The 22,822-nt window shown below is 72.4% G+C and carries 22 protein-coding genes; 16 read left to right on the top strand and 6 right to left on the bottom strand.

The genetic code is table 11. The annotated features are described in order from the left end of the window. Nucleotides 1–148 precede the first annotated feature (148 nt). The 3 genes from OG990_RS22940 to ilvC are packed head-to-tail and all read left to right on the top strand — an operon-like array spanning nt 149 to nt 3,646. Nucleotides 149–2,032, top strand: coding sequence for an acetolactate synthase large subunit (locus OG990_RS22940; RefSeq protein WP_386989874.1), 1,884 nt, complete (start codon nt 149–151; stop codon nt 2,030–2,032). Between the two features lie 27 nt (nt 2,033–2,059). Next, entirely contained in the window at nt 2,060–2,575 is a 516-nt protein-coding gene (ilvN, locus tag OG990_RS22935; RefSeq protein WP_089017348.1) for an acetolactate synthase small subunit, read from the top strand. Between the two features lie 57 nt (nt 2,576–2,632). After that, nucleotides 2,633–3,646, top strand: coding sequence for a ketol-acid reductoisomerase (gene ilvC / locus OG990_RS22930; RefSeq protein ID WP_328424384.1), 1,014 nt, complete (start codon nt 2,633–2,635; stop codon nt 3,644–3,646). A gap of 56 nt (nt 3,647–3,702) precedes the next feature. Here ilvC and OG990_RS22925 read toward each other — a convergent pair whose 3' ends face one another. Beyond that, nucleotides 3,703–4,692, bottom strand: coding sequence for a hypothetical protein (locus tag OG990_RS22925; protein WP_406077095.1), 990 nt, complete (start codon nt 4,690–4,692; stop codon nt 3,703–3,705). Nucleotides 4,693–4,957: 265 nt separating this feature from the next. Between OG990_RS22925 and serA the strand changes: the two genes are divergently transcribed. Next, a complete protein-coding gene (gene serA / locus OG990_RS22920; RefSeq protein ID WP_328424388.1) occupies nt 4,958–6,556 on the top strand; it encodes a phosphoglycerate dehydrogenase in 1,599 nt (532 codons plus the stop codon). A gap of 78 nt (nt 6,557–6,634) precedes the next feature. Here the strand turns inward: serA and OG990_RS22915 are convergent, their stop codons facing one another. Both OG990_RS22915 and OG990_RS22910 read right to left on the bottom strand, forming a co-directional pair. After that, nucleotides 6,635–6,991 carry a hypothetical protein gene (locus OG990_RS22915; protein WP_355606123.1) on the bottom strand — a complete coding sequence of 119 codons (357 nt, stop codon included), beginning with the start codon at nt 6,989–6,991 and terminating at the stop codon, nt 6,635–6,637. Between the two features lie 369 nt (nt 6,992–7,360). After that, the gene (locus tag OG990_RS22910) at nt 7,361–8,203 is read right to left on the bottom strand and encodes an FAD:protein FMN transferase (RefSeq protein ID WP_355606120.1); all 843 of its coding nucleotides are present in this window, start codon (nt 8,201–8,203) and stop codon (nt 7,361–7,363) included. Nucleotides 8,204–8,430: 227 nt separating this feature from the next. Here OG990_RS22910 and OG990_RS22905 point away from each other — a divergent pair, with 227 nt between their 5' ends. Further along, a complete protein-coding gene (locus OG990_RS22905) occupies nt 8,431–9,462 on the top strand; it encodes a 3-isopropylmalate dehydrogenase (protein WP_386989866.1) in 1,032 nt (343 codons plus the stop codon). 172 nt (nt 9,463–9,634) lie between these two features. Next, nucleotides 9,635–10,732, top strand: a complete 1,098-nt coding sequence (locus OG990_RS22900) for a branched-chain amino acid aminotransferase (RefSeq protein ID WP_406077094.1) — start codon at nt 9,635–9,637, stop codon at nt 10,730–10,732. A 126-nt stretch (nt 10,733–10,858) separates the two neighbouring features. On the opposite strand, the gene OG990_RS22895 is transcribed toward OG990_RS22900, so the two are convergent. Both OG990_RS22895 and OG990_RS22890 read right to left on the bottom strand, forming a co-directional pair. Beyond that, a complete protein-coding gene (locus OG990_RS22895) occupies nt 10,859–11,602 on the bottom strand; it encodes a tyrosine-protein phosphatase (protein WP_406077093.1) in 744 nt (247 codons plus the stop codon). Nucleotides 11,603–11,658: 56 nt separating this feature from the next. After that, a complete protein-coding gene (locus tag OG990_RS22890; protein ID WP_406077092.1) occupies nt 11,659–12,117 on the bottom strand; it encodes a PRC-barrel domain containing protein in 459 nt (152 codons plus the stop codon). Nucleotides 12,118–12,439: 322 nt separating this feature from the next. On the opposite strand from OG990_RS22890, the gene cimA reads away from it, so the two are divergent. After that, on the top strand, nt 12,440–14,023 hold the full coding sequence (gene cimA, locus OG990_RS22885) for a citramalate synthase (protein WP_406077091.1): 1,584 nt from the start codon (nt 12,440–12,442) through the stop codon (nt 14,021–14,023). A gap of 32 nt (nt 14,024–14,055) precedes the next feature. On the opposite strand, the gene OG990_RS22880 is transcribed toward cimA, so the two are convergent. After that, nucleotides 14,056–14,994, bottom strand: coding sequence for an endonuclease/exonuclease/phosphatase family protein (locus OG990_RS22880; RefSeq protein ID WP_406081853.1), 939 nt, complete (start codon nt 14,992–14,994; stop codon nt 14,056–14,058). Between the two features lie 394 nt (nt 14,995–15,388). Here OG990_RS22880 and OG990_RS22875 point away from each other — a divergent pair, with 394 nt between their 5' ends. The 9 genes from OG990_RS22875 to OG990_RS22835 all read left to right on the top strand — a co-directional run bounded on the left by OG990_RS22875 (nt 15,389) and on the right by OG990_RS22835 (nt 22,809). Continuing rightward, complete coding sequence (locus OG990_RS22875) at nt 15,389–15,892, top strand: hypothetical protein (RefSeq protein WP_406077090.1); 504 nt, start codon at nt 15,389–15,391, stop codon at nt 15,890–15,892. Between the two features lie 319 nt (nt 15,893–16,211). Then, nucleotides 16,212–17,261 carry an AAA family ATPase gene (locus OG990_RS22870; RefSeq protein WP_406077089.1) on the top strand — a complete coding sequence of 350 codons (1,050 nt, stop codon included), beginning with the start codon at nt 16,212–16,214 and terminating at the stop codon, nt 17,259–17,261. A 26-nt stretch (nt 17,262–17,287) separates the two neighbouring features. Then, complete coding sequence (locus tag OG990_RS22865; protein ID WP_328426341.1) at nt 17,288–18,301, top strand: DUF58 domain-containing protein; 1,014 nt, start codon at nt 17,288–17,290, stop codon at nt 18,299–18,301. Further along, nucleotides 18,298–19,257 (top strand): VWA domain-containing protein, encoded by a 960-nt coding sequence (locus OG990_RS22860; RefSeq protein WP_355606097.1) that lies wholly within the window; start codon nt 18,298–18,300, stop codon nt 19,255–19,257. The genes OG990_RS22865 and OG990_RS22860 overlap by 4 nt, the downstream gene beginning before the upstream one ends. Nucleotides 19,258–19,295: 38 nt before the next feature. Further along, a complete protein-coding gene (locus OG990_RS22855; RefSeq protein WP_355606094.1) occupies nt 19,296–20,153 on the top strand; it encodes a trypsin-like peptidase domain-containing protein in 858 nt (285 codons plus the stop codon). A gap of 110 nt (nt 20,154–20,263) precedes the next feature. Next, a complete protein-coding gene (locus OG990_RS22850) occupies nt 20,264–20,560 on the top strand; it encodes a hypothetical protein (RefSeq protein ID WP_355606091.1) in 297 nt (98 codons plus the stop codon). A 34-nt stretch (nt 20,561–20,594) separates the two neighbouring features. Next, nucleotides 20,595–21,020 (top strand): alternative ribosome rescue aminoacyl-tRNA hydrolase ArfB, encoded by a 426-nt coding sequence (arfB, locus tag OG990_RS22845; protein WP_328424414.1) that lies wholly within the window; start codon nt 20,595–20,597, stop codon nt 21,018–21,020. A gap of 120 nt (nt 21,021–21,140) precedes the next feature. Continuing rightward, the gene (locus OG990_RS22840; protein ID WP_406077088.1) at nt 21,141–22,139 is read left to right on the top strand and encodes an aldo/keto reductase; all 999 of its coding nucleotides are present in this window, start codon (nt 21,141–21,143) and stop codon (nt 22,137–22,139) included. 73 nt (nt 22,140–22,212) lie between these two features. Continuing rightward, nucleotides 22,213–22,809, top strand: coding sequence for a TetR family transcriptional regulator (locus OG990_RS22835; RefSeq protein WP_328424418.1), 597 nt, complete (start codon nt 22,213–22,215; stop codon nt 22,807–22,809). Nucleotides 22,810–22,822: the final 13 nt, after the last annotated feature.

Below are 22,822 nucleotides of genomic sequence, written 5' to 3'. Positions count from 1 at the left end.
AGCGCACTCTCCCTCATTGAGAGTGCGCTGGCCCCGTGCATCTGCACGAGGGCCGTTTTTATTGCCATCGGAACCTGTCGGGGCGGGCCCCGCCCGCGTCGCATCGCTTGACAAGCCCCAGCCACTCCAGCCGAAGGCCAGAACCGCCATGACGAGACCCACGCCCGAGACCCTCGCCCATACCGCCCGCCGTGCCCGCGCGGCCACCGAGCCGGCCGGCGACGTCGACCCCGCCGCCGCGCGCACCCCGGCCAGCCCGGCCACCCCGGCGGTACGGCCATCCGCTCCGGCCCAGGTCTCCGGCGCCGGTTCGCTGGTGCGGTCCCTCGAGGCGCTCGGCGTCGACGTCGTCTTCGGCATCCCGGGCGGCGCGATCCTGCCGGCTTACGACCCGCTCTACGACTCCACCGTCCGGCACATCCTGGTCCGGCACGAGCAGGGCGCCGGGCACGCGGCGACCGGGTACGCGCAGGCCACCGGCAAGGTCGGCGTCTGCATGGCCACCTCCGGCCCGGGCGCCACCAACCTGGTCACCCCGATCGCCGACGCGTACATGGACTCGGTGGCGATGGTGGCGATCACCGGTCAGGTGGCCCGCCCGTCGATCGGCACCGACGCCTTCCAGGAGGCGGACATCCAGGGCATCACCCTGCCGATCACCAAGCACAACTTCCTCGTGCAGACCGCCGAGGAGATCCCGCAGGTGCTGGCCGAGGCCTTCCACCTGGCCAGCAGCGGCCGGCCCGGCCCGGTGCTGGTCGACATCCCCAAGGACGTGCTCCAGGCGCCGACCACCTTCGCCTGGCCGCCCACCCTGGATCTGCCCGGCTACCGGCCCACCCTGCACCCGCACGGCAAGCAGATCCGGGAGGCGGCCCGGCTGATGGCCGCCGCCCGCCGGCCGGTGCTCTACGTGGGCGGCGGGGTGCTCAAGGCCGGTGCCACCGACGGGCTGCGCAAGCTGGCCGAGCAGACCGGCATCCCGGTGGTCACCACGCTGATGGCGCTCGGCGCGTTCCCCGACTCGCACCGGCAGCACCTGGGGATGCCCGGCATGCACGGCACGGTCGCGGCGGTCTACGGCCTGCAGAAGGCGGATCTGATCGTCGCCCTGGGTGCGCGGTTCGACGACCGGGTGACCGGCAAGCTGGACTCGTTCGCCCCGGACGCGGCAGTGGTGCACGCCGACATCGACCCCGCCGAGATCGGCAAGAACCGGCACGCGGACGTGCCGATCGTGGGTGACGCCCGGCACGTCATCGACGAGCTGATCGCCGCGGTGACCATCGAACGGTCGGCCGGGCACAGCACCGACCTGGCCGACTGGTGGACTCAGCTGGACGACCTGCGCGACCGCTACCCGCTGGGCTACGACGAGCCGGCCGACGGCACGCTCTCCCCGCAGTACGTGATCAAGCGGCTGGGCGAGATCGTCGGCCCGGACGCGATCTTCGTGGCCGGGGTGGGCCAGCACCAGATGTGGGCGTCCCAGTTCATCTCCTACGAGAAGCCGCACACCTGGTTGAACTCCGGTGGCCTCGGCACGATGGGCTACGCGGTGCCGGCGGCGATGGGCGCCAAGGTCGGCAAGCCGGACACGGTGGTCTGGGCGGTGGACGGCGACGGCTGCTTCCAGATGACCAACCAGGAGTTGGCCACCTGCGCGCTGGAGGGCATCCCGGTCAAGATCGCCGTGATCAACAACGGCAACCTCGGCATGGTGCGGCAGTGGCAGACGCTGTTCTACAACGAGCGGTACTCCAACACCGAGCTCGGCACCCACAAGCACCGCATTCCCGACTTCGTCAAGCTCGCCGAGGCCCTGGGCTGCGTCGGGCTGCGCTGCGAGAACGCCGCTGACGTGGACAAGACCATCGCCGCCGCCATGGAGATCAACGACGGCCCGGTGGTGATCGACTTTGTGGTCGGCAAGGACGCCATGGTCTGGCCGATGGTCGCCGCCGGCACCAGCAACGACGAGATCATGTTCGCCCGCGGCGTCCGCCCGGCCTTCGACGAGGATGACATCTGACATGAGTGAGCGAAGCGAGGTCGTGGCATGACGATGCACACCCTGTCCGTGCTCGTGGAGAACAAGCCCGGCGTGCTCGCCCGCGTCTCCGGCCTGTTCTCCCGGCGCGGGTTCAACATCGACAGCCTCGCCGTGGGCGAGACCGAGAACCCGGACGTCTCCCGGATCACCATCGTGGTCAACGCGGAGTCGTCCCCGCTGGAACAGGTCACCAAGCAGCTCAACAAGCTGGTCAACGTGCTCAAGATCGTCGAGCTGGACCCGCAGGTCTCGGTCGCCCGGGAGTTGCTGCTGGTGAAGGTCCGCGCCGACCGGTCCGCACGGACCCAGGTACTGGAGACGGTCAACCTGTTCCGCGCCCGGGTGGTCGACGTCGCGCCGGACACCCTGACCATCGAGGCCACCGGCACCCCGGACAAGCTCGACGCGCTGCTGCGCGACCTCGAGCCCTTCGGCATCAAGGAAATGGTCCAGTCCGGGCTCGTGGCGATCGGGCGCGGCTCGCGTTCGATCACCGCTGGCCCCGCGCTGCGGGCCGCCTGACCCATCCACACGGACCACGACGGGCCGCCCCGGCCGTCGTACGAAAGGGAAGTCCCAATGAGTGTTGAGGTGTACTACGACGACGACGCCGACCTCGGCCTGATCCAGGCCAAGAAGGTCGCGGTCATCGGCTACGGCAGCCAGGGCCACGCCCACGCGCTGTCGCTGCGCGACTCCGGCGTTGACGTGGTGATCGGTCTGCCGGAGGGCTCGAAGAGCCGCCCCAAGGCCGAGGAGCAGGGCCTGCGGGTGGTCACGCCGGCGCAGGCCGCGGCCGAGGCCGACGTGATCATGGTGCTGGCGCCGGACACCGCCCAGCGTGCCCTGTACACCGAGTCGATCGCGCCGCACCTCGCCCCGGGCAAGGCGATCTTCTTCGGTCACGGCTTCAACATCCGGTACGGGCTGATCAAGCCGCCGGCCGAGGTGGACGTGGCGATGGTCGCGCCGAAGGGCCCGGGCCACCTGGTCCGCCGGCAGTACGCCGACGGCAAGGGTGTGCCCTGCCTGGTCGCCGTCGAGCAGGACGCCAGCGGCAACGCGCTCGCGCTCGCCCTCGCGTACGCCAAGGGGATCGGCGGCACCCGCGCCGGCGCGATCAAGACCACCTTCACCGAGGAGACCGAGACCGACCTCTTCGGCGAGCAGGCGGTGCTCTGCGGTGGTGCCGCGGCGCTGGTGCAGACCGGTTTCGAGGTGCTCACCGAGGCGGGCTACGCCCCGGAGGTCGCCTACTTCGAGTGCCTGCACGAGCTGAAGCTGATCGTCGACCTGATGTACGAGGGCGGCATCGCGAAGATGCGCTACAGCATCTCCGACACCGCCGAGTACGGCGACCTCTCCCGTGGCCCGCGCGTCATCGACTCGCGCGTCAAGGACGAGATGCGCAAGATCCTCGGGGAGATCCAGTCCGGCGAGTTCGCCCGCGAGTGGGTTGCCGAGGACGAGGCGGGCCGGCCCAACTTCAAGAAGTGGCAGGCCGAGGGTGCGGCGCACCCGATCGAGGAGACCGGCAAGAAGCTGCGCGGCATGATGAGCTGGGTCGACCGGCCGATCACCGAGACCGCCTGACGTCGCGGCGCGACCGCCCGGCCGTCCAGACACGGCCGGGCGGCCGCGCGCGCTACTCAGCCGCGCTCGATCGACCTGGCCTCACCGGCTGCCCAGGCTGCCTCCTCGTACCGGCCGAGGCCTTTGAGAATGCCGGCCAGCGTGCGCAGCGCGGCGACCAACCAGTGGTCGTACCGGACGGGATCGTGCTCGGCCAGCCAACGGAAGTGCCCCACCGCCTCCTCGGCCGTCGTCACGGCCGCTTCCGGTTCGCCGAGCTCTGAGCGGCACGTGGCGATCACGAACAGCAGTCGGCCGAGCGCCGGCCGGGCCCGCAGCGGCTCCCAACGGGCCCAGAAGGTCAGATCCTCGCGGGTGTTCGCTGTCAGCGTCAGCGCCTCGGCCCACCGGCCGTCGCTGGCGAGGGACTCGGCCAGCCCGGTCACCGCGTCAAATCGGGCGGGCATGTACCGCAGCCGCGCCCAGGCGGGAAGCCGCCGGAAGGTCTCGACCGCCTCCTCCCGGGCGGCCAACGCCTCGACCGGCGCGTCCAGCGCTGCCCGGCAGCTACCGAGCACGGTGAGCGACCGGGCCAGCCCCGTCAGCTCTCGGACGCCGAGCGGCGCGCAGCGTAGCCATGTCGCCCGGGCCTGCTCAGCAAGGGGCAGCGCGTCCTGAGGGGCGCTGGGGGAGAGCAGGCTGGCCATCATCAGGTGCGCTGCGGCCAGAACGGCCAGTCCGTCTCGGTCGGTCGCGTTCTCGACGTACCCGATCGCCTCCCAGCCCTGGTCGAGCGCGGAGGCCACGGTGCGGTCGTCGGGGACCGAACCCTGCGCGACGAGCGCTCGCGCGAGCCCCACCTCGTGCCGGCCCGACCGGCCCTGGACCAGCCGCCGGTAGAGCGCGACCGCCTCGTCCGCGGCGGCGGTGCGCCGGACCACGAAACCGCGTCGGATGCTCACCTGCTGGGACCGGGTGACCAACGCCTCGGCCAGCATCGGACCGAACCGCGCGAGATCGACGCGGGTCAGCTGTCGGAGCAGCGTGATGCGGATGACGAGCGGCACGGGCGGCTCCTCCCCGAGGGCTGGTGCCTCCGGTTGTAGCTGGCCAGGGCAACCATGTCGGTCAGGTGAACGCCCGATGTCCGTCGCCCGACCCGGCGTGTGAGGGCCCTCACCCCACGGACCGGAACATGCCGACCAGCGAGGCACCTACGATCGCGGGTAGGTGCGCAGCCGGCACCTGACGGCCACGGCACGGATCAGCGCAGGGCGCAGTGCGGCGCCTTACCGCCCGGGCCGATCGCAAACACGACCTCTACGAGGACCGATGAATCCTGTCGTACTGATCGCCGAAGAACTCGCCCCCGCCGCCATCGAGGTGCTCGCCTACGACTTCGACGTCCGTCACGTCGACGGCACCGACCGTCCGGCCCTGCTCTCGGCGCTCTCCGAGGCCGACGCCGTCATCGTGCGCAGCGCGACCCAGATCGACGCCGAGGCGATCGCCGCCGCGCCGCGACTCAAGGTGGTCGCCCGGGCGGGTATCGGGCTGGACAACGTCGAGGTGCCCGCCGCCACCGCGCGCGGCGTCATGGTCGTGAACGCGCCCACCTCGAACATCGTGTCCGCCGCCGAGCAGGCCGTCGCGCTGCTGCTCGCCGTGGCCCGCAACACCGCGAGCGCCAGTTCCGCGCTCAAGGCGGGGGAGTGGAAGCGGTCGAAGTACACCGGCGTCGAGGTGCAGGGCAAGACCGTCGGCGTGGTCGGGCTCGGCCGCATCGGTGTGCTGTTCGCGCAGCGCATCGCCGCGTTCGGCACCCGGCTGATCGCGTACGACCCGTACATCCAGCCGGCGCGGGCGGCGCAGCTCGGCGTACGCCTGGTCGGGCTGGAGGAGCTGCTGCGGGAGAGCGACTTCATCTCCATCCACCTGCCGAAGACCCCGGAGACGGTGGGCCTGATCGGTGAGAAGGAGCTGGCGATCGTCAAGCCCGGCGTCCGCATCGTCAACGCCGCCCGCGGTGGTCTGGTCGACGAGCAGGCGCTCGCGAACGCCATCGCCGAGGGCCGGGTCGCCGGTGCCGGCGTCGACGTGTACAGCAAGGAGCCCTGCACCTCCTCGCCACTGTTCGCCTTCGACAACGTGGTGGCCACCCCGCACCTGGGCGCCTCCACGCACGAGGCGCAGGACAAGGCCGGCCTGGCGGTGGCCAGGAGCGTGAAGCTGGCGTTGCAGGGCGAGTTCGTCCCGGACGCGGTCAACGTGCAGGCCGGCGGCGTGGTCGCCGAGGACGTCCGGCCGCTGCTCCCGCTGGCCGAGAAGCTCGGCCGGGCCTTCACCGCGGTCGCCGGCGGTGTCGCCGCCAGCGTCACGGTCGAGGTTCGCGGCGAGATCGTCAGCCACGACGTGTCGGTGCTCAAGCTCGCCGCCACCAAGGGCCTGTTCAGCTCGGTGGTCGAGGAGCAGGTCACCTACGTCAACGCCCCGCACCTGGCCGCCGAGCGTGGCGTCGAGGTCACCCTGGCCAGCCTGGCCGAGACGGCTGAGCAGCCCACCCTGGTCACGGTGCGCGGCGCGCTGCCGGACGGCCGGACGGTCAGCGTCTCCGGCACGGTCACCCACGCCGGTGCTCGCGACGTCCTCAAGCTCACCGAGGTGGACGGCTTCGACGTGGAGATCGGCGCGGAGGGCATCCTGCTCTTCCTGCGCTACGCCGACCGGCCCGGTGTCGTCGGCACCGTCGGCACCCTGCTCGGCGAGTCGGGCATCAACATCGCCGCCATGCAGGTGGCCCGGCGCGAGGCGGGCGGCGAGACGCTGATGACGCTCACCGTCGACCAGGCGCTCGGCGCCGACCTGCTCACCTCGGCGGCTGACTCGATCGGCGCGACGGCGGCCAGCGCCGCGGATCTGCGCGACGAGTAGTCGACGGCAGCACTACGGGGGGCCCGGCGATTCGCCGGGCCCCTCGTCGTACCCGTGGTGGGGTGTCCTGCCGCCCGGTCAGCCGGGCAGCCGGGCCGGGGGCGGGTAGACGGAGCCGTCCTGCGGGTCGAAGAGCATCAGCCCGTGCTCGCCGGCCAGCCGCTCGATGTCCAGCAGCACCTGGTCCGCACAGGTCGGGTGCAGGTTCAGCTCGACGTGGTCGTGGGCGGCGTGCAGCGGCGTCACGGCCCACGGGCTGTCCGGGCCGGGGTGCCGGTCCGGGTAGGAGGCGGTGATCGCCCGATAGAAGCTGACCACTCGCGGGTCCGGGTATCGGTCGACGTGCCGCCCTTGCCGGCACCCCTCGACCGCGGCCCGCACGTCCTCGGGCGTCGCCCCGTCCTCCAGGGCCCACACGCTCAGATCGAAACTCACGGCGGACAGCGTGCCATCCGTCGTTCACCATGTCGAAACTGCCTCGCCGCAGGCCAATCGCCGATCCGCCACACTCCGGTCTCGACGGTCCGCTGTGGAGACTCTTGCGTCGAGTTGCGTCGATTCGCTAGCGTACCGACTGCGGTCACTGGCCGAGTTCGCGGCGCCGACCCGTCTTCGGGTGGCGCGGTCGACGTCCGGCCCGACCGGTCCGCACCCCTCGATTGTGCGAGCCACGCGCACTCGTCGCTGACCGGCCCCCACGGTCGTTGCCGAGACTGTGGGGGCCGATCGCGGGCCCGAGTGGCGGCCGACGTGCGAATCGGACGCAGCGCCACGGGGAGGCGGGCCGGTGCGGCGACGTTCCGTTCAGCGCCGGTGGGCGAAGAGTGCGCGGTAGTCGGAGCCGGCGCGGAACCAGGACAGGCCGGTGGGGCCGGCGGCGTAGAGCGCGGTGGCGTAGGCGTCGGCGACCGTCAGGTCGGGGCCGACGACGGTGGCGGCGACGAGCTGACTGGCCGGCTCACCGGTGTGCGGATCCACCACATGTCCCTGGCGCCCGGTCACCCCGGAGGTGCCGACCGCTCCGGCGGTCATCTCCAGCACCAGCGGCGCGCGTTCGGGTGCGGTCGGGTGATGCACCGCCACCCGCCACGGGCCGCCGTGTGGCGCGTGGCCACGGACCACCAGGTCGGCACCGGTGAGTACGGCGTAGTCGTGGATGCCCGCGGCGCGCAACCGGGCGGCGGCGCGCTCCACCGCCCAGCCCCCGAGCAGGCCGCCCGGGTCGAAGCCGCCGGGCACCGCCCAGGCGTCGAACCACCCGTCGGTGGCGGCCCGCATCGCCGTGCAGCGGTCCACCAGGTCGGCCAGTGGGGGGTACGAATCGGGACTGATCTCGCCCCGGCGCAGCATGGAAACCAGACTCTCGGGCCGGTTCGGGCCATAGGTGAGGTCGATGGCGCGCAGCTCGGCGACGCTGTCCCGCAGTGCCTCGCCGACGCCCCGGCGGCCGAGCCACTCGGGTGCGTTGAGCAGCAGGGTGTACTCGGCGGTCGGGGTCTGCACGGTGTGCTGAACGGCGATCCGGCCCTCGGTGGCGCTGGCCGGATCGATCCGCTGGCGGCGGCGGCCCAGCCGCAGGTCCGGCCGGCGGTTCCGGAAGGCCGACGGATCGGGCCAGCGGGTCCGCGGCTGCTCGTCGATGCGCATGGCACCTGCCCCTCACAGTGTGGCGTCGCGTCATCGGCGACCCCGTGTCGCGGGCCCCCCTGACCCGCTGACCCCTACGTTAGGCAGCGGAGATGATTGGCCCATGGATCCCACCTGTGAGGGTGCTGTGTATCGGTGTGTCCCAGATTGTGGACGATCCGTACCGGGAGGCGGGACGGCGACGTACCGTTGCCCGGTACGGGACAGTCGAACAGAGGAGTGCGGGCGTGACGCGGATCGCGGTGGTGGCCGGGGACGGCATCGGGCCCGAGGTGGTCGCGCAGGCCCGCAAGGTCCTCGACGCCGTGCTGCCCGGCGTGCAGGCCACCGAGTACGACCTCGGAGCGGCCCGCTGGCACCGTACCGGAGAGGTGCTGCCCGACTCGGTCCTGGCCGAGCTGGCCGGGCACGACGCGATCCTGCTCGGCGCGGTCGGTGACCCGACCGTTCCGTCGGGAGTGCTGGAGCGGGGCCTGCTGCTCAAGCTCCGGTTCGCCTTCGACCAGTACGTCAACCTGCGCCCGTCGCGGCTCTGGCCCGGGGTCGCCGGCCCGCTGGGCAACGTGAAGCCGGGCGAGGTCGACCTGGTCGTGGTGCGCGAGGGCACCGAGGGTCTCTACGCCGGGGCCGGCGGTTCCCTGCACCGGGACACCCCCGCCGAGGTCGCCACCGAGGAGAGCCTGAACACCCGGCACGGCGTGGAGCGGGTGATCCGCGACGCGTTCGCCCGGGCCGGTCGCCGGGAGCGGCGCAAGGTCACCCTGGTGCACAAGACCAATGTGCTCACCCACGCCGGGTCGCTGTGGGCGCGTACCTTCGACGCGGTCGCCGCCGAGCACCCGGACATCGCCACCGAGTACCAGCACGTCGACGCGGCCGCGATGTTCCTGGTCACCCAGCCGCAGCGCTATGACGTGGTGGTCACCGACAACCTGTTCGGCGACATCCTCACCGACATCGCCGCGGCGGTCACCGGCGGGATCGGGTTGGCCGCCAGCGGCTGCATCAACCCCGAGGGGGCGTACCCCTCCATGTTCGAGCCGGTGCACGGCTCGGCGCCGGACATCGCCGGGCAGGGCATCGCCGACCCGGTCGCCGCGGTGCTCTCCGCCGCGCTGCTGCTGGAGCAGCTCGGGCACGCCGAGGCCGCGACCCGGGTCAACGCGGCGGTTGCCGCCGAGCTTGCCGGCCGGACCCCGGGCGTGACGCTGCGTACCGCCGAGGTCGGCGACCGGCTCGCCGCGCACGCCGTAGCCTGACTCGCCCCGGGGCCGACCCGCCACCCGCCAGTCGGTCCGACGAGGGGCCATCCGGGGTTCCCTATGCCCCCGAGCGGCGCTACCCGCTGAACGACCGTTCGGGGTAAGTTTCTGGCACAGCCATGTCGGTGTGCGGTCCCGCATGCCGTTGTCCCGCAGGGAGGTCAGCGCGATGAGCGGTGGTGACAAGCTCGACTTCGAGATCCGTCCGAATCCCGCGCCGGTATCCGCCGCCGACCGGGCCGCCCTGCTGGTCAATCCCGGGTTCGGCCGGGTCTTCACCGACCACATGGTCACCGTCCGGTACGCCGACGGCAAGGGCTGGTACGACGCCCGGGTGGAGGCGCGCGCGCCGATTCCGATGGACCCGGCCAGCGCGGTGCTGCACTACGCGCAGGAGATCTTCGAGGGGTTGAAGGCGTACCGGACCGCCGACGGTGGCGTGACGATGTTCCGGCCGGACGCCAACGCCGCCCGGTTCGCCACCTCGGCGCAGCGGATGGCGATGCCGGCGCTACCGCCCGAGGTCTTCGTCGACTCGCTGCACAAGCTCATCGAGGTCGACCGGGACTGGATCCCGACCGGCGAGGACGGCAGCCTCTACCTGCGGCCGTTCATGTATGCCAGCGAGGTCTTCCTCGGCGTCCGCCCGGCCAACGAGTACCTCTACCTGGTGATCGCTTCGCCGGTCGGCGCGTACTTCACCGGCGGGATCAAGCCGGTCACCGTCTGGGTGTCGCCGGACTACACCCGGGCCGCGCCCGGCGGCACCGGCGCGGCCAAGTGCGGCGGCAACTACGCCGCGTCACTCGCGGCCCAGGCGGAGGCCATCGAGGCCGGCTGCGACCAGGTGGTCTTCCTGGACGCGGTGGAGCGCCGGTTCGTCGACGAGCTCGGCGGCATGAACGTCTTCTTCGTCTACGACGACGACACCGTGGTCACCCCGCCGCTGACCGGCACGATCCTGCCGGGTATCACCCGGGACGCGATCATCACGCTGGCCGGCGCGGCCGGGCACCGGGTCGAGGAGCGGCCGGTCACGTTCGCCGACTGGCAGGCCGACGCGGCCAGCGGCCGGCTCCGCGAGGTCTTCGCCTGCGGCACCGCCGCGGTGATCACCCCGATCGGCGGGGTCCGCTTCCCGGACGGCGAGTTCCTGATCGGCGGCGGTGAGCCCGGCCGGGTCACCATGGCGCTGCGCCAGCAGCTGGTCGACATCCAGCGGGGCAAGGCTGCCGACCCGCAGGGCTGGGTGCACCGGGTCCTCTGACGCCCGCACGCGCCCACCGGTCCGGCTGGACGGGTGGGCGCGGCCGGGTCGACACGGTCGGTTCGGAGGGCGATACCGCACGGGCATCACCATGACCGTGCGGTATCGCCCCCGACGACCGGCGGGCTAGTCGAGCAGGTGGTCGCGGAGGGCGGTGAGCTGCGCCTCGGTGACCCCGGCGTGGCGCAGGTACCCCTCGACCGAGCCGTGCCCCGCGCGCAGCTCGGCCAGGAAGATCTCCATCGCCTCGGCGGGCGAGGCCAGGAACGGTGCCGGCACGTCCACCCTGCCGCTGGTGGTGGTGGCGGCCAGCCAGGCGCTGTACCGGGCCGACGCCTCCGCGCTCAGCGCGTAGTCCGAGACGATGTCGGCGTCGTCGACGCCCAGCACGGCAAGGGTCAGCGCGCAGACGATGCCGGTGCGGTCCTTGCCCGCCACGCAGTGCACCACCACCGGGGCGTTGGCGGAGTCCGCGATCAGCCCCACCGCCTCGGCCAGGCCGGCGGTGCCGGTCTGCGCCAGGTCGGCGTACCGGTCCGCGAGGTAGCGGGCCAGGCTGGCACCCTCCTCGTGCGGCTGCCCGGCCCAGTCCGCGTGCTCCGGGTGGATGTGCCGGTAGGTCAGCCCCGGGTACGCCGGCACCCGGCCGTCCCGGTCCACCTCCTGCGGGCGACGGAGGTCGATGACGGTGCGGATGCCGATTGCGGCAAACGCGTCCCGGTCCTGCTCGTCGAGGCGGTGCAGCGAGTCGGAGCGGTAGAGCCGGCCCCGGCACACGGTCCGGTCGTCGTGGCCGGCGTAGCCACCGACGTCGCGGAAGTTGAAGGTCGCGGGCAGCGAGATGTGTCGGTTGTCGTCGATGGCGTCCACGCTGCCACGGTAACGGCCGGTGGGGCAGTGCCCCACCGGCCGTCGGGTCCGTTCGGCTACCGTGCGGTGCCGGGCGGGAGTGCGCCGTACGTCTCGTCGTAGTAGCCGCCCAGCCGATCCCGGTAGCTCGGGTCGCTGTGGCTGGTCTCGTCGTACTCCGGGGCGGCCTTGATCTGGTCGCGGGTCCGGTCGACGGAGACGGTGCGCTGGTCGTGGTCGACCTGGTTGACCGTGCCGGCCGGCAGCATCACCTTCTTGCCGAAGATCCACGGGCCGGTGTCCACCACCAGGTAGCTGCCGTCCACCTCGTCGCTGGCGCTGTCGATCTTGCCGATCCCGCCGTCGATGGCCTCGACCTTGTAGCCGACCAGGTCGGCGTCGGCCACCCCGGCCTGATCCCGGTAGCGCCAGGGGTCGAAGGTGCCGGCCGGCGCGCCGCCGGGCACAGCGCCCTGGTCGCCGCCGCGCAGCGGGTCCGGCCCGGCGTGGGTGGCGTGCGGATCGATCCTGTCCATGCCGTTCACTCCTGACTGTCGCCGATCGTCTCGGCGTCGGTGGGTGCGTCCCCGCAGGAGCTACCCGGCCGCCGGGGTCCGGAAACGGTGAGGGGTCGACACCGCAGGTGCGGCGTCGGCCCGTCGGGGCGTACCGACCCTGCGTCGGCGTCCCGCCATGTGGGTTATTCCTCCCAAATACAGGAGCGGGGTGGCACAGTAGTGATCGTGACCAGCACCGCCCTGATTATTGCGACCTAGCGCGCCGGCCCTCCCCTCCGCCGAGCGCGCAGACCTCCCGCACCCGCGGGAGGTCTTTTTGTTGCTCCCAGAAAGGATCCTGATGACGTTCCAGGTCTTCGACACGACGTTGCGCGACGGCGCCCAGCGCGAAGGGCTCACCTACTCGGTGGTCGACAAGCTGGCGGTGGCCCGGTTGCTCGACGAGTTCGGCGTCGGCTTCATCGAGGGCGGCTGGCCGGGCGCGGTGCCCAAGGACACCGAGTTCTTCCGCCGGGCGCGCAGCGAACTCAACCTGCGGCACGCCGTGTTGGTCGCGTTCGGCGCCACCCGCAAGGCCGGCGTCGCGGTCACCGACGACCCCCAGGTACGCGGCCTGCTGGACGCGCAGACCCCGGCGGTGGCGCTGGTCGCCAAGGCCGACATCCGGCACGTCGAGCGCGCGTTGCGCACCACCGGCGCGGAGAACCTGGCGATGATCCACGACACGGTCACCCACCTCGTGGCCGAGGGCCGCCGGGTCTTCGTCGACGGCGAACACTTCTTCGACGGCTACCGCCACGACCCGGCGTACGGCGCGGCCGTGGTGCAGACCGCGCTGGCCGCTGGCGCCGAGCGGATGGTGCTCTGCGACACCAACGGAGGCATGCTGCCTTCCCAGGTGACCGCCGCGATCGTCGACCTGACCCAACGGCTCGGGGTCGACGCCGGGCTGCTCGGCATGCACGCGCAGAACGACACCGCCTGCGCGGTCGCCAACACGATCGCCGCCGTGGAGGCGGGCGTCCGCCACGTCCAGGGCACCGCCAACGGGTATGGCGAACGCCCCGGTAACGCCGACCTCTTCGCGGTGGTCGCCAACCTCCAACTCAAGCTGGGCATGCCGGTCCTACCGGAGGGCTGCCTGGAACAGATGGTGCGGGTCTCGCACGCCATCGCCGAGATCGCCAACATCGCCCCCGACACCCACCAGGCGTACGCCGGGGCCGCCGCTTTCGCTCACAAGGCGGGGCTGCACGCGAGCGCGATCAAGGTCGACCCGTTGCTCTACAACCACGTGGACCCGTCGGTGGTGGGCAACGACATGCGGATCCTGGTGACCGAGATGGCCGGCCGGGCCAGCGTCGAGCTCAAGAGCCGTGAGCTGGGCCTGGATCTGGCCGGCCGTCCGGAGGCCCTGACCCGGGTCACCAACCGGGTCAAGGAGTTGGAGGCGGGCGGCTGGTCCTTCGAGGCCGCGGACGCCTCCTTCGAGCTGCTGGTCCGCTCCGAGCTGCCGGAGGGCCGGCCGGCCCGGCCGTTCACCCTGGAGTCGTACCGGGTGTTGGTCGAGCACCGCGAGGACGGCGCGGTCGTCTCCGAGGCGACCGTCAAGATCCGGGTACGCGGCGAGCGGGTGATCGCGACCGCCGAGGGCAACGGCCCGGTCAACGCCCTGGACGAGGCGTTGCGAGTGGGGTTGACGCGGCACTACCCGCAACTGCGCGACTTCGAGCTGGCCGACTACAAGGTGCGCATCCTGGAGGGCAGCCACGGCACCGGCGCGGTCACCCGGGTGCTGCTGGAGACCGCCGACGGCAACGGCCGGGACTGGACCACCGTGGGCGTGCACCACAACGTGGTCGAGGCCAGCTGGCACGCCCTCGTGGACGCCCTCACCTACGGCCTGGCCCCCACCACCGTCTGACCCACGCCGGCCCCCGGATCGCGGGCGGGCGGTCAGGGGGTGGGGAGGGCGAGGGTGGCCAGCACGGGTCGGTGGTCGGTGGCGGGGAGGGTGAGCACCGTGACGGAGCGGACCGCGATACGGCGATCCACCAGCACGTGGTCGATGGTGACCGGCGGGATGAGGTCGCCGTCGTACGGGCCCCAGGTGCCGGTCAGCCCCTCCCCGGAGGCGTCCGCGGCGTCGACGTAGCCGGTGTGCAGCAGGGCTCGCAGCGGGCTGTGGTCGAGGGTGGCGTTGAAGTCCCCGGCAAGGATCCGCAGGCCACCGTCCGGGGTGGCCGGTGGCTGCGCGGCCAGGTCGGTACGCCAGGCGTCGACCTGGTCCAGCGCGTACGGCGCCGAGGGGTGGGCCGACTCGACGCGGACCGGGGGCGCGCCGGGCACGACCAGCGTGCCGTACGCCTGACTGAAGCCCCACCCTTCGAGGTTGTGCCGGATGCCGGCGTCGGTGATCGGCCACCGCGAGTAGAGCCCGGACCCGGGTGTGCCGATCTGCGGGTTGAGCTGGCGGTGGGGCAGCAGTTGGTCGAGGCCGAGCCGGTCCAGGGCGGCCTGCGCGTCCGGGGTGAACTCCTGCACGGTGAGCACGTCCACCCGATGCTGCCGGACCAGTTCGACCAGCGTCCGCGGGTCGGCGGAGCCGGCGAGCAGGTTGGCGGTGAGCAGCCGCACGGTCGGCCCACCCGCCGCCGGCTGCGGGGCGGCCAGTGCCCGGGGTGCGACCACGCCGAGCAGCGCCACCGCGGTCAGCGCCGCGATCGCCGCCGGCCACCAGCGCCGCAGCGCGAGGGTGAGGGCCAGGGCCAGCACACTCCAGCCCGCGACGTACGGGGTGAAGGCGAGCGCCTGCACCAGCGGCCCCCGGTCCAGGCCGGCCAGCCGGGCGGCGGCCCAGGCGGTCGTCGGGACGACCACCAACCAGCAGAGCACCGTGCCGAGCCGGTCGGCGCGGCGTCGGGTCGGACCGGGGGGAGCGTCGACGATCACGGCGGTCAGCCTAGCGGAACTCGTCGCGCCATTTCGTGAACTGTTATCCGCTCACATTTCACAATTATCTGACGGCTGGCCGACAACTCCCTAAGGTCAGATCAACTATTGACGCTCAGCTTTTTGCGATGCTACGTTCCACCTGGCCTAAACGACGCAACTCTGAGTAGTAAGCCCAGCTCAGGCCGGATCTCGATCGTTGAGAAATCAACCTCACCAGGTGCGCGTGAGAGACCTTTTTCCGGTCCCATTGTCGTCGTCCACCTATTTATAGGCAGTCATCCGTCCCGCCCCGCGGGTCGGCCGAATCCGCACGGTCACACAAGGGGGACCTGTCATGAAAACATCTTTCCGACGCAAGGCGGCAGCGATTACGTTCGCCGTTCTGGCGCTCAGCCTGGCCGGTGGGGGCATCGCCGTCGCACAGCCGTCGGCGAAGGCGACGCAGGAGGCCGTCCAGCCGGCTGCGCGCGGCACGAACGCCCAGCCGCCGGTGACGGCGGAATCCGCCCGCAAGGCCCGCGCCGCGCTGAAGGCCAACTCGACGCTCATCGCGACCACCAGCATCGTCGTCGTCAACGCCAACGGCACCAAGGTGCGCGGCGTCGGCACCGTGATCAAGTACGGCCCCGGCCAGTACGAGGTCCAGGTCGGTTACACCGTCACCGCTGGTGTCTTCGTGGCCACCCTCGGCCGCGGTGACGCCTGCTGCGTCCCGGCGGGCGGCGAGATCTCGGTCGCACCGCGGCTGAGCACACCGAACGCGGTCTTCATCCAGACCCGCAACTCGGCCGGTACCCCGGTCGACCTGGGCTTCCACCTGGTCATCCACACCGCCTGACGGCACGGGTGCCGGCCCCACGCGGGGCCGGCACCCGGTTCGTCCTGCAGCCGCCGGTTCATGGCGATGGTCAACTCCAGATCACCGACATCGGGGCATCCCCGCACCGGGACACCGCGATATCGCCGACACCGAGTCGATCAACAGCGACCGCCACCGGTCGGGGCTGACGGCGTCCGGTCTGCGGCACGTCGCGTGGCTCATGCCATCCCGGGATGTTGTCCCCCGACCGGGCAGTTCATCCCGACCCCGCCCACCTCGGAGGCTTCGGCGCCGATAATCCGACGTTTGCCGGGCCGCCGCCCGGGAAGCAAGCACCGTGACGGACATCTCGGACACCCTGGCCAGCATGCCCAGCTCGGTCGATCCCGAGCCGACCGGCGTCGAGCTGGAACAGACCCTCTTCGAGGTCAAACGCGTGATCGTGGGGCAGGATCGGCTCGTCGAGCGCCTGCTCACCGCCCTGGTCGCCAATGGCCACTGCCTCCTGGAGGGAGTCCCCGGCGTGGCCAAGACGCTGGCCGCGCAGACCCTCGCCACCGTGGTCGGCGGCACCTTCTCCCGGATCCAGTTCACTCCGGACCTGGTTCCCTCGGACATCGTCGGCACCCGGATCTACCGGGCCTCCAAGGAGACCTTCGACATCGAGCTCGGCCCGATCATGGCCAACCTGGTGCTGGCCGACGAGATCAACCGAGCCCCGGCCAAGGTCCAGTCGGCGCTGCTGGAGGCGATGGCCGAGCGGCAGGTCTCCATCGGCGGGCGGAGCTGGCCGGTCCCGGCGCCGTTCCTGGTGCTGGCCACCCAGAACCCGATCGAATCCGAGGGGGTCTACCAGCTCCCGGAGGCGCAGCGGGACCGGTTCCTGATGAAGGTGGTGGTGGACTACCCGAGCGACGCCGACGAACTGGCCATCCTCTACCGGATGAGCACCGACCGGCCGAGCCCGCGCCGGGTGCTCGACGCGCAACGGCTGCTGGACCTCCAGGCCCGGGCGGAGCGGGTCTTCGTCCACCACGCGTTGGCCGAGTACGTGGTCCGGCTCATCCTCGCCACCCGTGATCCGGGCCGGTTCGGGTTGCAGGAGCTCGCGCCGCTGCTCGCGTACGGGGCCAGTCCACGCGCCACCCTCGGCCTCGTCGCGGCCGCCCGGGCACAGGCACTGCTGCGTGGGCGGGAGTACGTGCTGCCCGAGGACGTCCGCGAACTGGCCGTGGACGTCCTCGCCCACCGGCTGGTGCTCTCCTTCGACGCCGTGGCCGACGGGGTGTCGGCCGAGACCGTGGTCCGCCGGCTGGTGGAGGCGGTGCCACCGCCCAGGATGGCCACCGGGCATCCGCAGCAGACCCAGGATCTGGCCGCGGCATGAGGCGCGCGAGCACCACGCCGGTCGCTGTGCCGGCGGACCCCGGCCTGGCCGAACTGGCTCCGGACCAGCGGCTGCGCCGCCTGGAGCTGACCGTCACCCGCCGGCTGAACGGCCTGCTGCACGGCCAGTACCGCGGCCTGCTGCCCGGGCCGGGCAGCGAACCCGCCGGCAGTCGGGAGTACCGGCCGGGCGAGGACGAGGTCCGCCGGATGGACTGGGCGGTGACGGCCCGAACCGCCGTGCCGCACGTCCGGCAGGTCGACGCCGACCGTGAACTGACCACCTGGCTGTTGGTCGACGCCAGCGCCAGCATGGAGTTCGGCACCGCCGACCTGGACAAACGGGAGTTGGCGGTCGCCGCGGTCGCTGCGATCGGCTTCCTGACCGCCGGTGTCGGCAACCGGCTCGGTGCTCAGGTGCTGCGCGCCGACGGGGTACGCCGCTTTCCGGCCCGGACTGGGCGTACCCATCTGCTCGGTCTGCTCCGCGCGCTACTGGCCGCCCCGCGCGCCACCGGGCCCGACGACCGGCCCGGGCGGATGCCGTCGGTGGGGGTGTCGGTGCCGGTCGGGCCGCCGGAGCTGACCGACGGGCTCGCCGCGCTGCACCGGGTCGCCAACCGACGCGGTCTGGTCGTGGTGGTCTCCGACTTCCTCGACGGCCTGCCCGACGACCCCGGTGAGCCGCCGCCCTGGGAACGGACCCTGCGCCGGCTGGCCGCCCGGCACCAGGTGCTGGCGATCGAGGTGACCGACCCGCGTGAGCTGGAGCTGCCGGACGTCGGCCTGATCACCCTGGTCGACCCGGAGACCGGCCGCCGCCGGGAGGTGTGCACATCGGACCGTCGGCTGCGGGAGCGGTACGCCGAGGCCGCAGCCGCCCAGCGTGACCAGGTCCACCAGGCGCTGCGCCGCAGTGCGGCCACCCACCTGGCGCTGCGCACCGACCGGGACTGGAGTGCGGACATCGTCCGGCACGTGCACGCCCAGCGCCGGCTGGCCGCCGCGCCGGCCGGTGTCGCCCGGGGAGGTGCCGCGTGATCTGGCAGTCGCCGCTGCGGCTCTGGCTGCTGCTCGGCGTGCTCGCCCTGGTCGTCGCGTACCTGGTGATGCAGCGCAGACGCAGCCGGTACGCGGTCCGCTTCACCAACCTGCGACTGCTGGACCGGGTGGCGCCGGAGCGGCCGGCCTGGCGCCGGCACGTACCGGCCGGGCTGTTCCTGGCCATGCTGGCGCTGCTGGTGGTCGGCTTCGCCCGGCCCACCGCCGAGGTCCAGGTGCCCCGGGAACGGGCGACGGTGATGGTGGCCGTCGACGTGTCCACCTCCATGCTCGCCACCGACGTGGAGCCGGACCGGCTGGCCGCGGCCAAGCAGGCGGCCCGGCGCTTCGTCGAGGGTCTGCCCGACGAGTTCAACGTGGGTCTGGTCGCGTTCGCCGGCAGCGCGGCCGTGCTGGTGCCACCCGGCACCGACCGGGACGCCCTGGAGGACGGGATCGGCCGGCTCGCCGAGGGGGTGACCGGGGTGCAGGGCACCGCCATCGGCGAGGCCATCAACACCTCGCTCGGTGCGGTCAAGGGCTTGGACAGCCAGGCCGCGAAGGAGCCGCCGCCGGCCCGGATCATCCTGCTCTCCGACGGGGCGAACACCTCCGGGATGGATCCGATGGAGGCGGCGGCGGACGCGGTGGCGGCGGAGGTGCCGGTGCACGCCATCTCCTTCGGCACCCCGTCCGGGTTCGTGGACAGGGGCGGGCGGCCGATCCAGGTGCCGGTCGACGGGCAGACCCTCAAGGCGGTCGCCGACGAGACCGGCGGCATGTTCCACGAGGCCAGCACCACCGAAGAGCTGCGCGCCGTCTACGACGACATCGGCAGCTCGGTCGGCTACCGCACCGAGCGGCAGGACGTCTCGGCCCGGTTCATCGGCCTCGGCCTGGTCTTCGCGATGGGCGCCGCCGCCGGCTCGATGCGCTGGTTCTCCCGGCTGCCCTGACCCCGCCGCGCAACGGACTTCGACCGGAAGGAGTACGCATGGCAGTGCAGACCGGACTGGGCGAACCGCGCGGTCCCTGGTTCATCTCGCCGGAGCTCGACCCGGACGGGCGCGGGTGGTGGGACGCGCCCGGTTCCGGCCGGGAGCCTGGCGGGCGGCGGCCGGGCCGCCTGCTCGCCGCGCTGGCGGTGGTGGCGCTCTCCGCCGTCTCCGGGGCGGTGGCCGGTGGCGTGGTGGCCAGCCGGGACGGCGTCCCGGGCGAGGCCGCGGCGTCCGCCGCCCCGGTGCCGGCGGAGTTGGTCACCGCCGCCCAGCGAACCGTGCCCGGAGTGGTGTCGGTGCTCGCTGGCGCGAACGGCGGCTCCGCGACCGGCTCCGGCTTCGCTGTGGACGACGAGCAGCACCTGATCACCAACGACCACATCCTGGCCAAGGGCGGTGGCGGACCGGTGACGGTGGAGCTGCCCGACGGCCGCCGGTTCGCCGCCGAGGTGGTCGGCCGGGAACCGCGCAGCGACCTGGCGGTGCTGAAGGTGCCACCGTCGGCCGGGCTCGCCCCGTTGCCGCTGGCCAAGCCGGGGGCGACCCGGGTCGGTGAGCCGGTGCTCGCGGTGGGCTCGCCGCTCGGTCTGTCCGGGACGGTCACCGCGGGCATCGTCAGTGCGTTGGACCGTCAGGTGCGGTTGGGCAACAACCGGCACAGCGCGGTGCAGACCGACGCCTCCATCAATCCCGGTAACTCGGGCGGGCCGCTGGTCAACGCCCGCGGTGAGGTGGTCGGGGTGAACACCGCGATCGCCACCATCGACGGCAATGGATCAATCGGCATCGGTTTCGCCATCCCGATCGAGCAGGTGCAGCAGACCGCCGACACGATCATCGGCAAGGGCGGCTGAGCTGCACGGACTGCCCGGAGGTGGCCGCTGGGATCACGGGCAGTGTCGGATATCCGGCCGGAGAGCATCGGGCCATGGAAATATTACGCTCGGTATGGATACTGGCGGAGGTGGAGCGTCCTCTTCTCACGGTCCTCCTGCTGGTGGGCCTGGTCATCGGATGTGCAGTGGGGTCGGCGTACACCCGCGCGCGGCGTGGGTGGAGCGATTACCAGACCGTCAAGAAATCGGTGCCGGGTGCCCGCCGTGGCGCCTGGCTGCTGATCCGCGGGGTCGCCGTGAAGGCCGCGGTGATCGGGCTGCTGCTCTTCGGCGCGGTGGCGTACGCCGCGGTCGGCTCGGACGAGGAGACCGCAGGCCCGGCGCCCAGCCCGTCAGCGACGCAGAGTGAACCGCCGCACCGCTGACCCCGGGAACGCCGGTGGGGGTTAGCCTCGGGGCGTGGACGACGGACTGCGGGTGACCGACCGGTGGGTCGTCCCTGCCGGGGAGCTGCGGGAACGCTTCTCCCGTTCGTCCGGGCCGGGTGGGCAGGGCGTGAACACCGCCGACTCCCGGGTGGAGTTGAGCTACGACCTGGCCAACTCTCCGGCCGTGCCCGAGTCGGTCCGGTCGCGGGCGCTGGCCCGGCTGGCCAACCGCCTGGTGGACGGGGTGCTGACGATCGCCGCCAGTGAACACCGGGCGCAGCTGGCCAACCGGGAGGCCGCCCGCGAGCGGATGCTCGCGTTGTTGCGGGAGGCCGCGTCGCCCCCGCCACCGCCGCGCCGGCCGACCCGTCCGTCCCGGGGCGCCAAGGAGCGCCGGCTGGCCGAGAAGAAGCGTCAGTCCCAGCGCAAGCGCGACCGCCGGACCGACGGCGAGTAACGACCACCAACGCATCTCCAGTCCGAGCGGGAGCCTCTTGGGCTATCGGCTGACAGAATCTGGAATCTGTCAGTCAAAGGATGTACGCTGGCCGGGCAACCCAGGTGAGAGGAACACCCCATGGACACCCGCACCCTCGGCACCACCGGCCCGGCCGTCTCGGCCCTCGGGCTCGGCCTGATGGGCATGTCGGACCTCTACGGCGCCGCCGACGAGGCCGAGAGCATCGCCACCATCCACGCCGCACTGGACGCCGGCATCACCCTCCTCGACACCGGCGACTTCTACGGCATGGGTCACAACGAGCTGCTGCTGCGCGACGCGCTGCGCGGCCGCAACCGCGACAACGCCGTGATCAGCGTCAAGTTCGGCGCCCTGCGCGACGCCGACGGCGGCTGGAACGGCATCGACGTCCGACCCGCCGCGATCAAGAACTTCCTGGCGTACACCCTGCGCCGGCTCGGCACCGACCACGTCGACATCTACCGCCCGGCCCGGCTCTCCCCGGACGTGCCGGTGGAGGACGTGGTGGGCACCCTGGCCGAGCTGGTCAAGGCCGGCCACATCCGGCACATCGGTCTGTCCGAGGTGAGCGCGGAGACGCTGCGCCGGGCGCACGCCGTGCACCCGATCACCGACCTCCAGATCGAGTACTCGCTGATCTCCCGCAACCCGGAGTCCGAGATCCTGCCGACGGCCCGCGAGCTGGGCGTCGGGATCACCGCCTACGGGGTGCTGTCCCGCGGGCTGATCAGCGGCCACTGGACGGCGCGGCGGGAGACCGCAGGCACCGACTTCCGGAGCCACCTGCCCCGGTTCTCCGGCGCCAACCTGGACCGCAACCTGGCCCTGGTGGACGCCCTGCGCGCCATCGCCGAGGCCCGGGGGGTCACCGTGGCGCAGATCGCCATCGCCTGGGTGCTCGCCCGGGGCGAGAGCATCGTGCCCCTGATCGGTGCCCGCAGCCGGGACCGGCTCACCGAGGCCCTGGGCGCTGCGGCGGTCACCCTGACCGAGGCGGACCTGGCCGCGATCGAGGCCGCCGTCCCGGCCGGCGCGGCAGCCGGCACGCGCTACGACGAGGCGCAGATGGCGTTCCTGGACAGCGAGCGGGCATGACCGCCCGGCCGTGGCGCGACCGCCGGCCGGGGGCCGCGCCACGGCCGTCCGCGCGGTCAGGGAGGCTGGGGTGATGAGCGACGCCACCGCCCTGACGGCCGACCGCATCCTCGACACCGCCGAGGAGGTGCTGCGCCGGTACGGGCCGGCCAAGGCCACCGTGCTGGACGTCGCCCGCGCGCTGGGCGTGAGCCACGGCAGCGTCTACCGGCACTTCGCCAGCAAGGCCGCGCTGCGCGAGGCGGTCGCCGACCGCTGGTTGGCCCGGGTCTCCACCCCGCTGATCGAGGTTGCCACCGGGCCCGGCCCGGCCCCGCAACGGCTGCGCCGCTGGCTGGCCGAGCTGAGCGGCACCAAGCGCCGGATCGCCCGGGAGGACCCCGAGCTGTTCACCAACTTCCACCAGCTCGCCACGCTCTCCGAGGGCGTGGTCGCCAACCATTTGGAGGTCCTCGCCGGTCAGCTCAGCCTGATCGTCGCGGACGGGGTGGCGGCCGGCGAGTTCAGCGTGCCCGACCCGGCGGTGGCCGGCCGGGCGCTGTTGCAGGCCACCGCCCGGTTCCACCATCCCGCCCACCGCGCCGAGTGGAGCGAGCCGGGCCTCGACGACGACCTGGCCGCGGTCGTCGCGCTGCTCATCGACGGTCTGCGTACCCGCCCGGCGAGCTGACCTGGCCGACCCC

The sequence above is a fragment of the Micromonospora sp. NBC_00858 genome (assembly GCF_045207365.1).
GTDB lineage: Bacteria > Actinomycetota > Actinomycetes > Mycobacteriales > Micromonosporaceae > Micromonospora.
The sequence above is the reverse complement of the archived record's forward strand: the minus strand, read 5'-3'. Positions and strand labels throughout refer to the sequence as shown.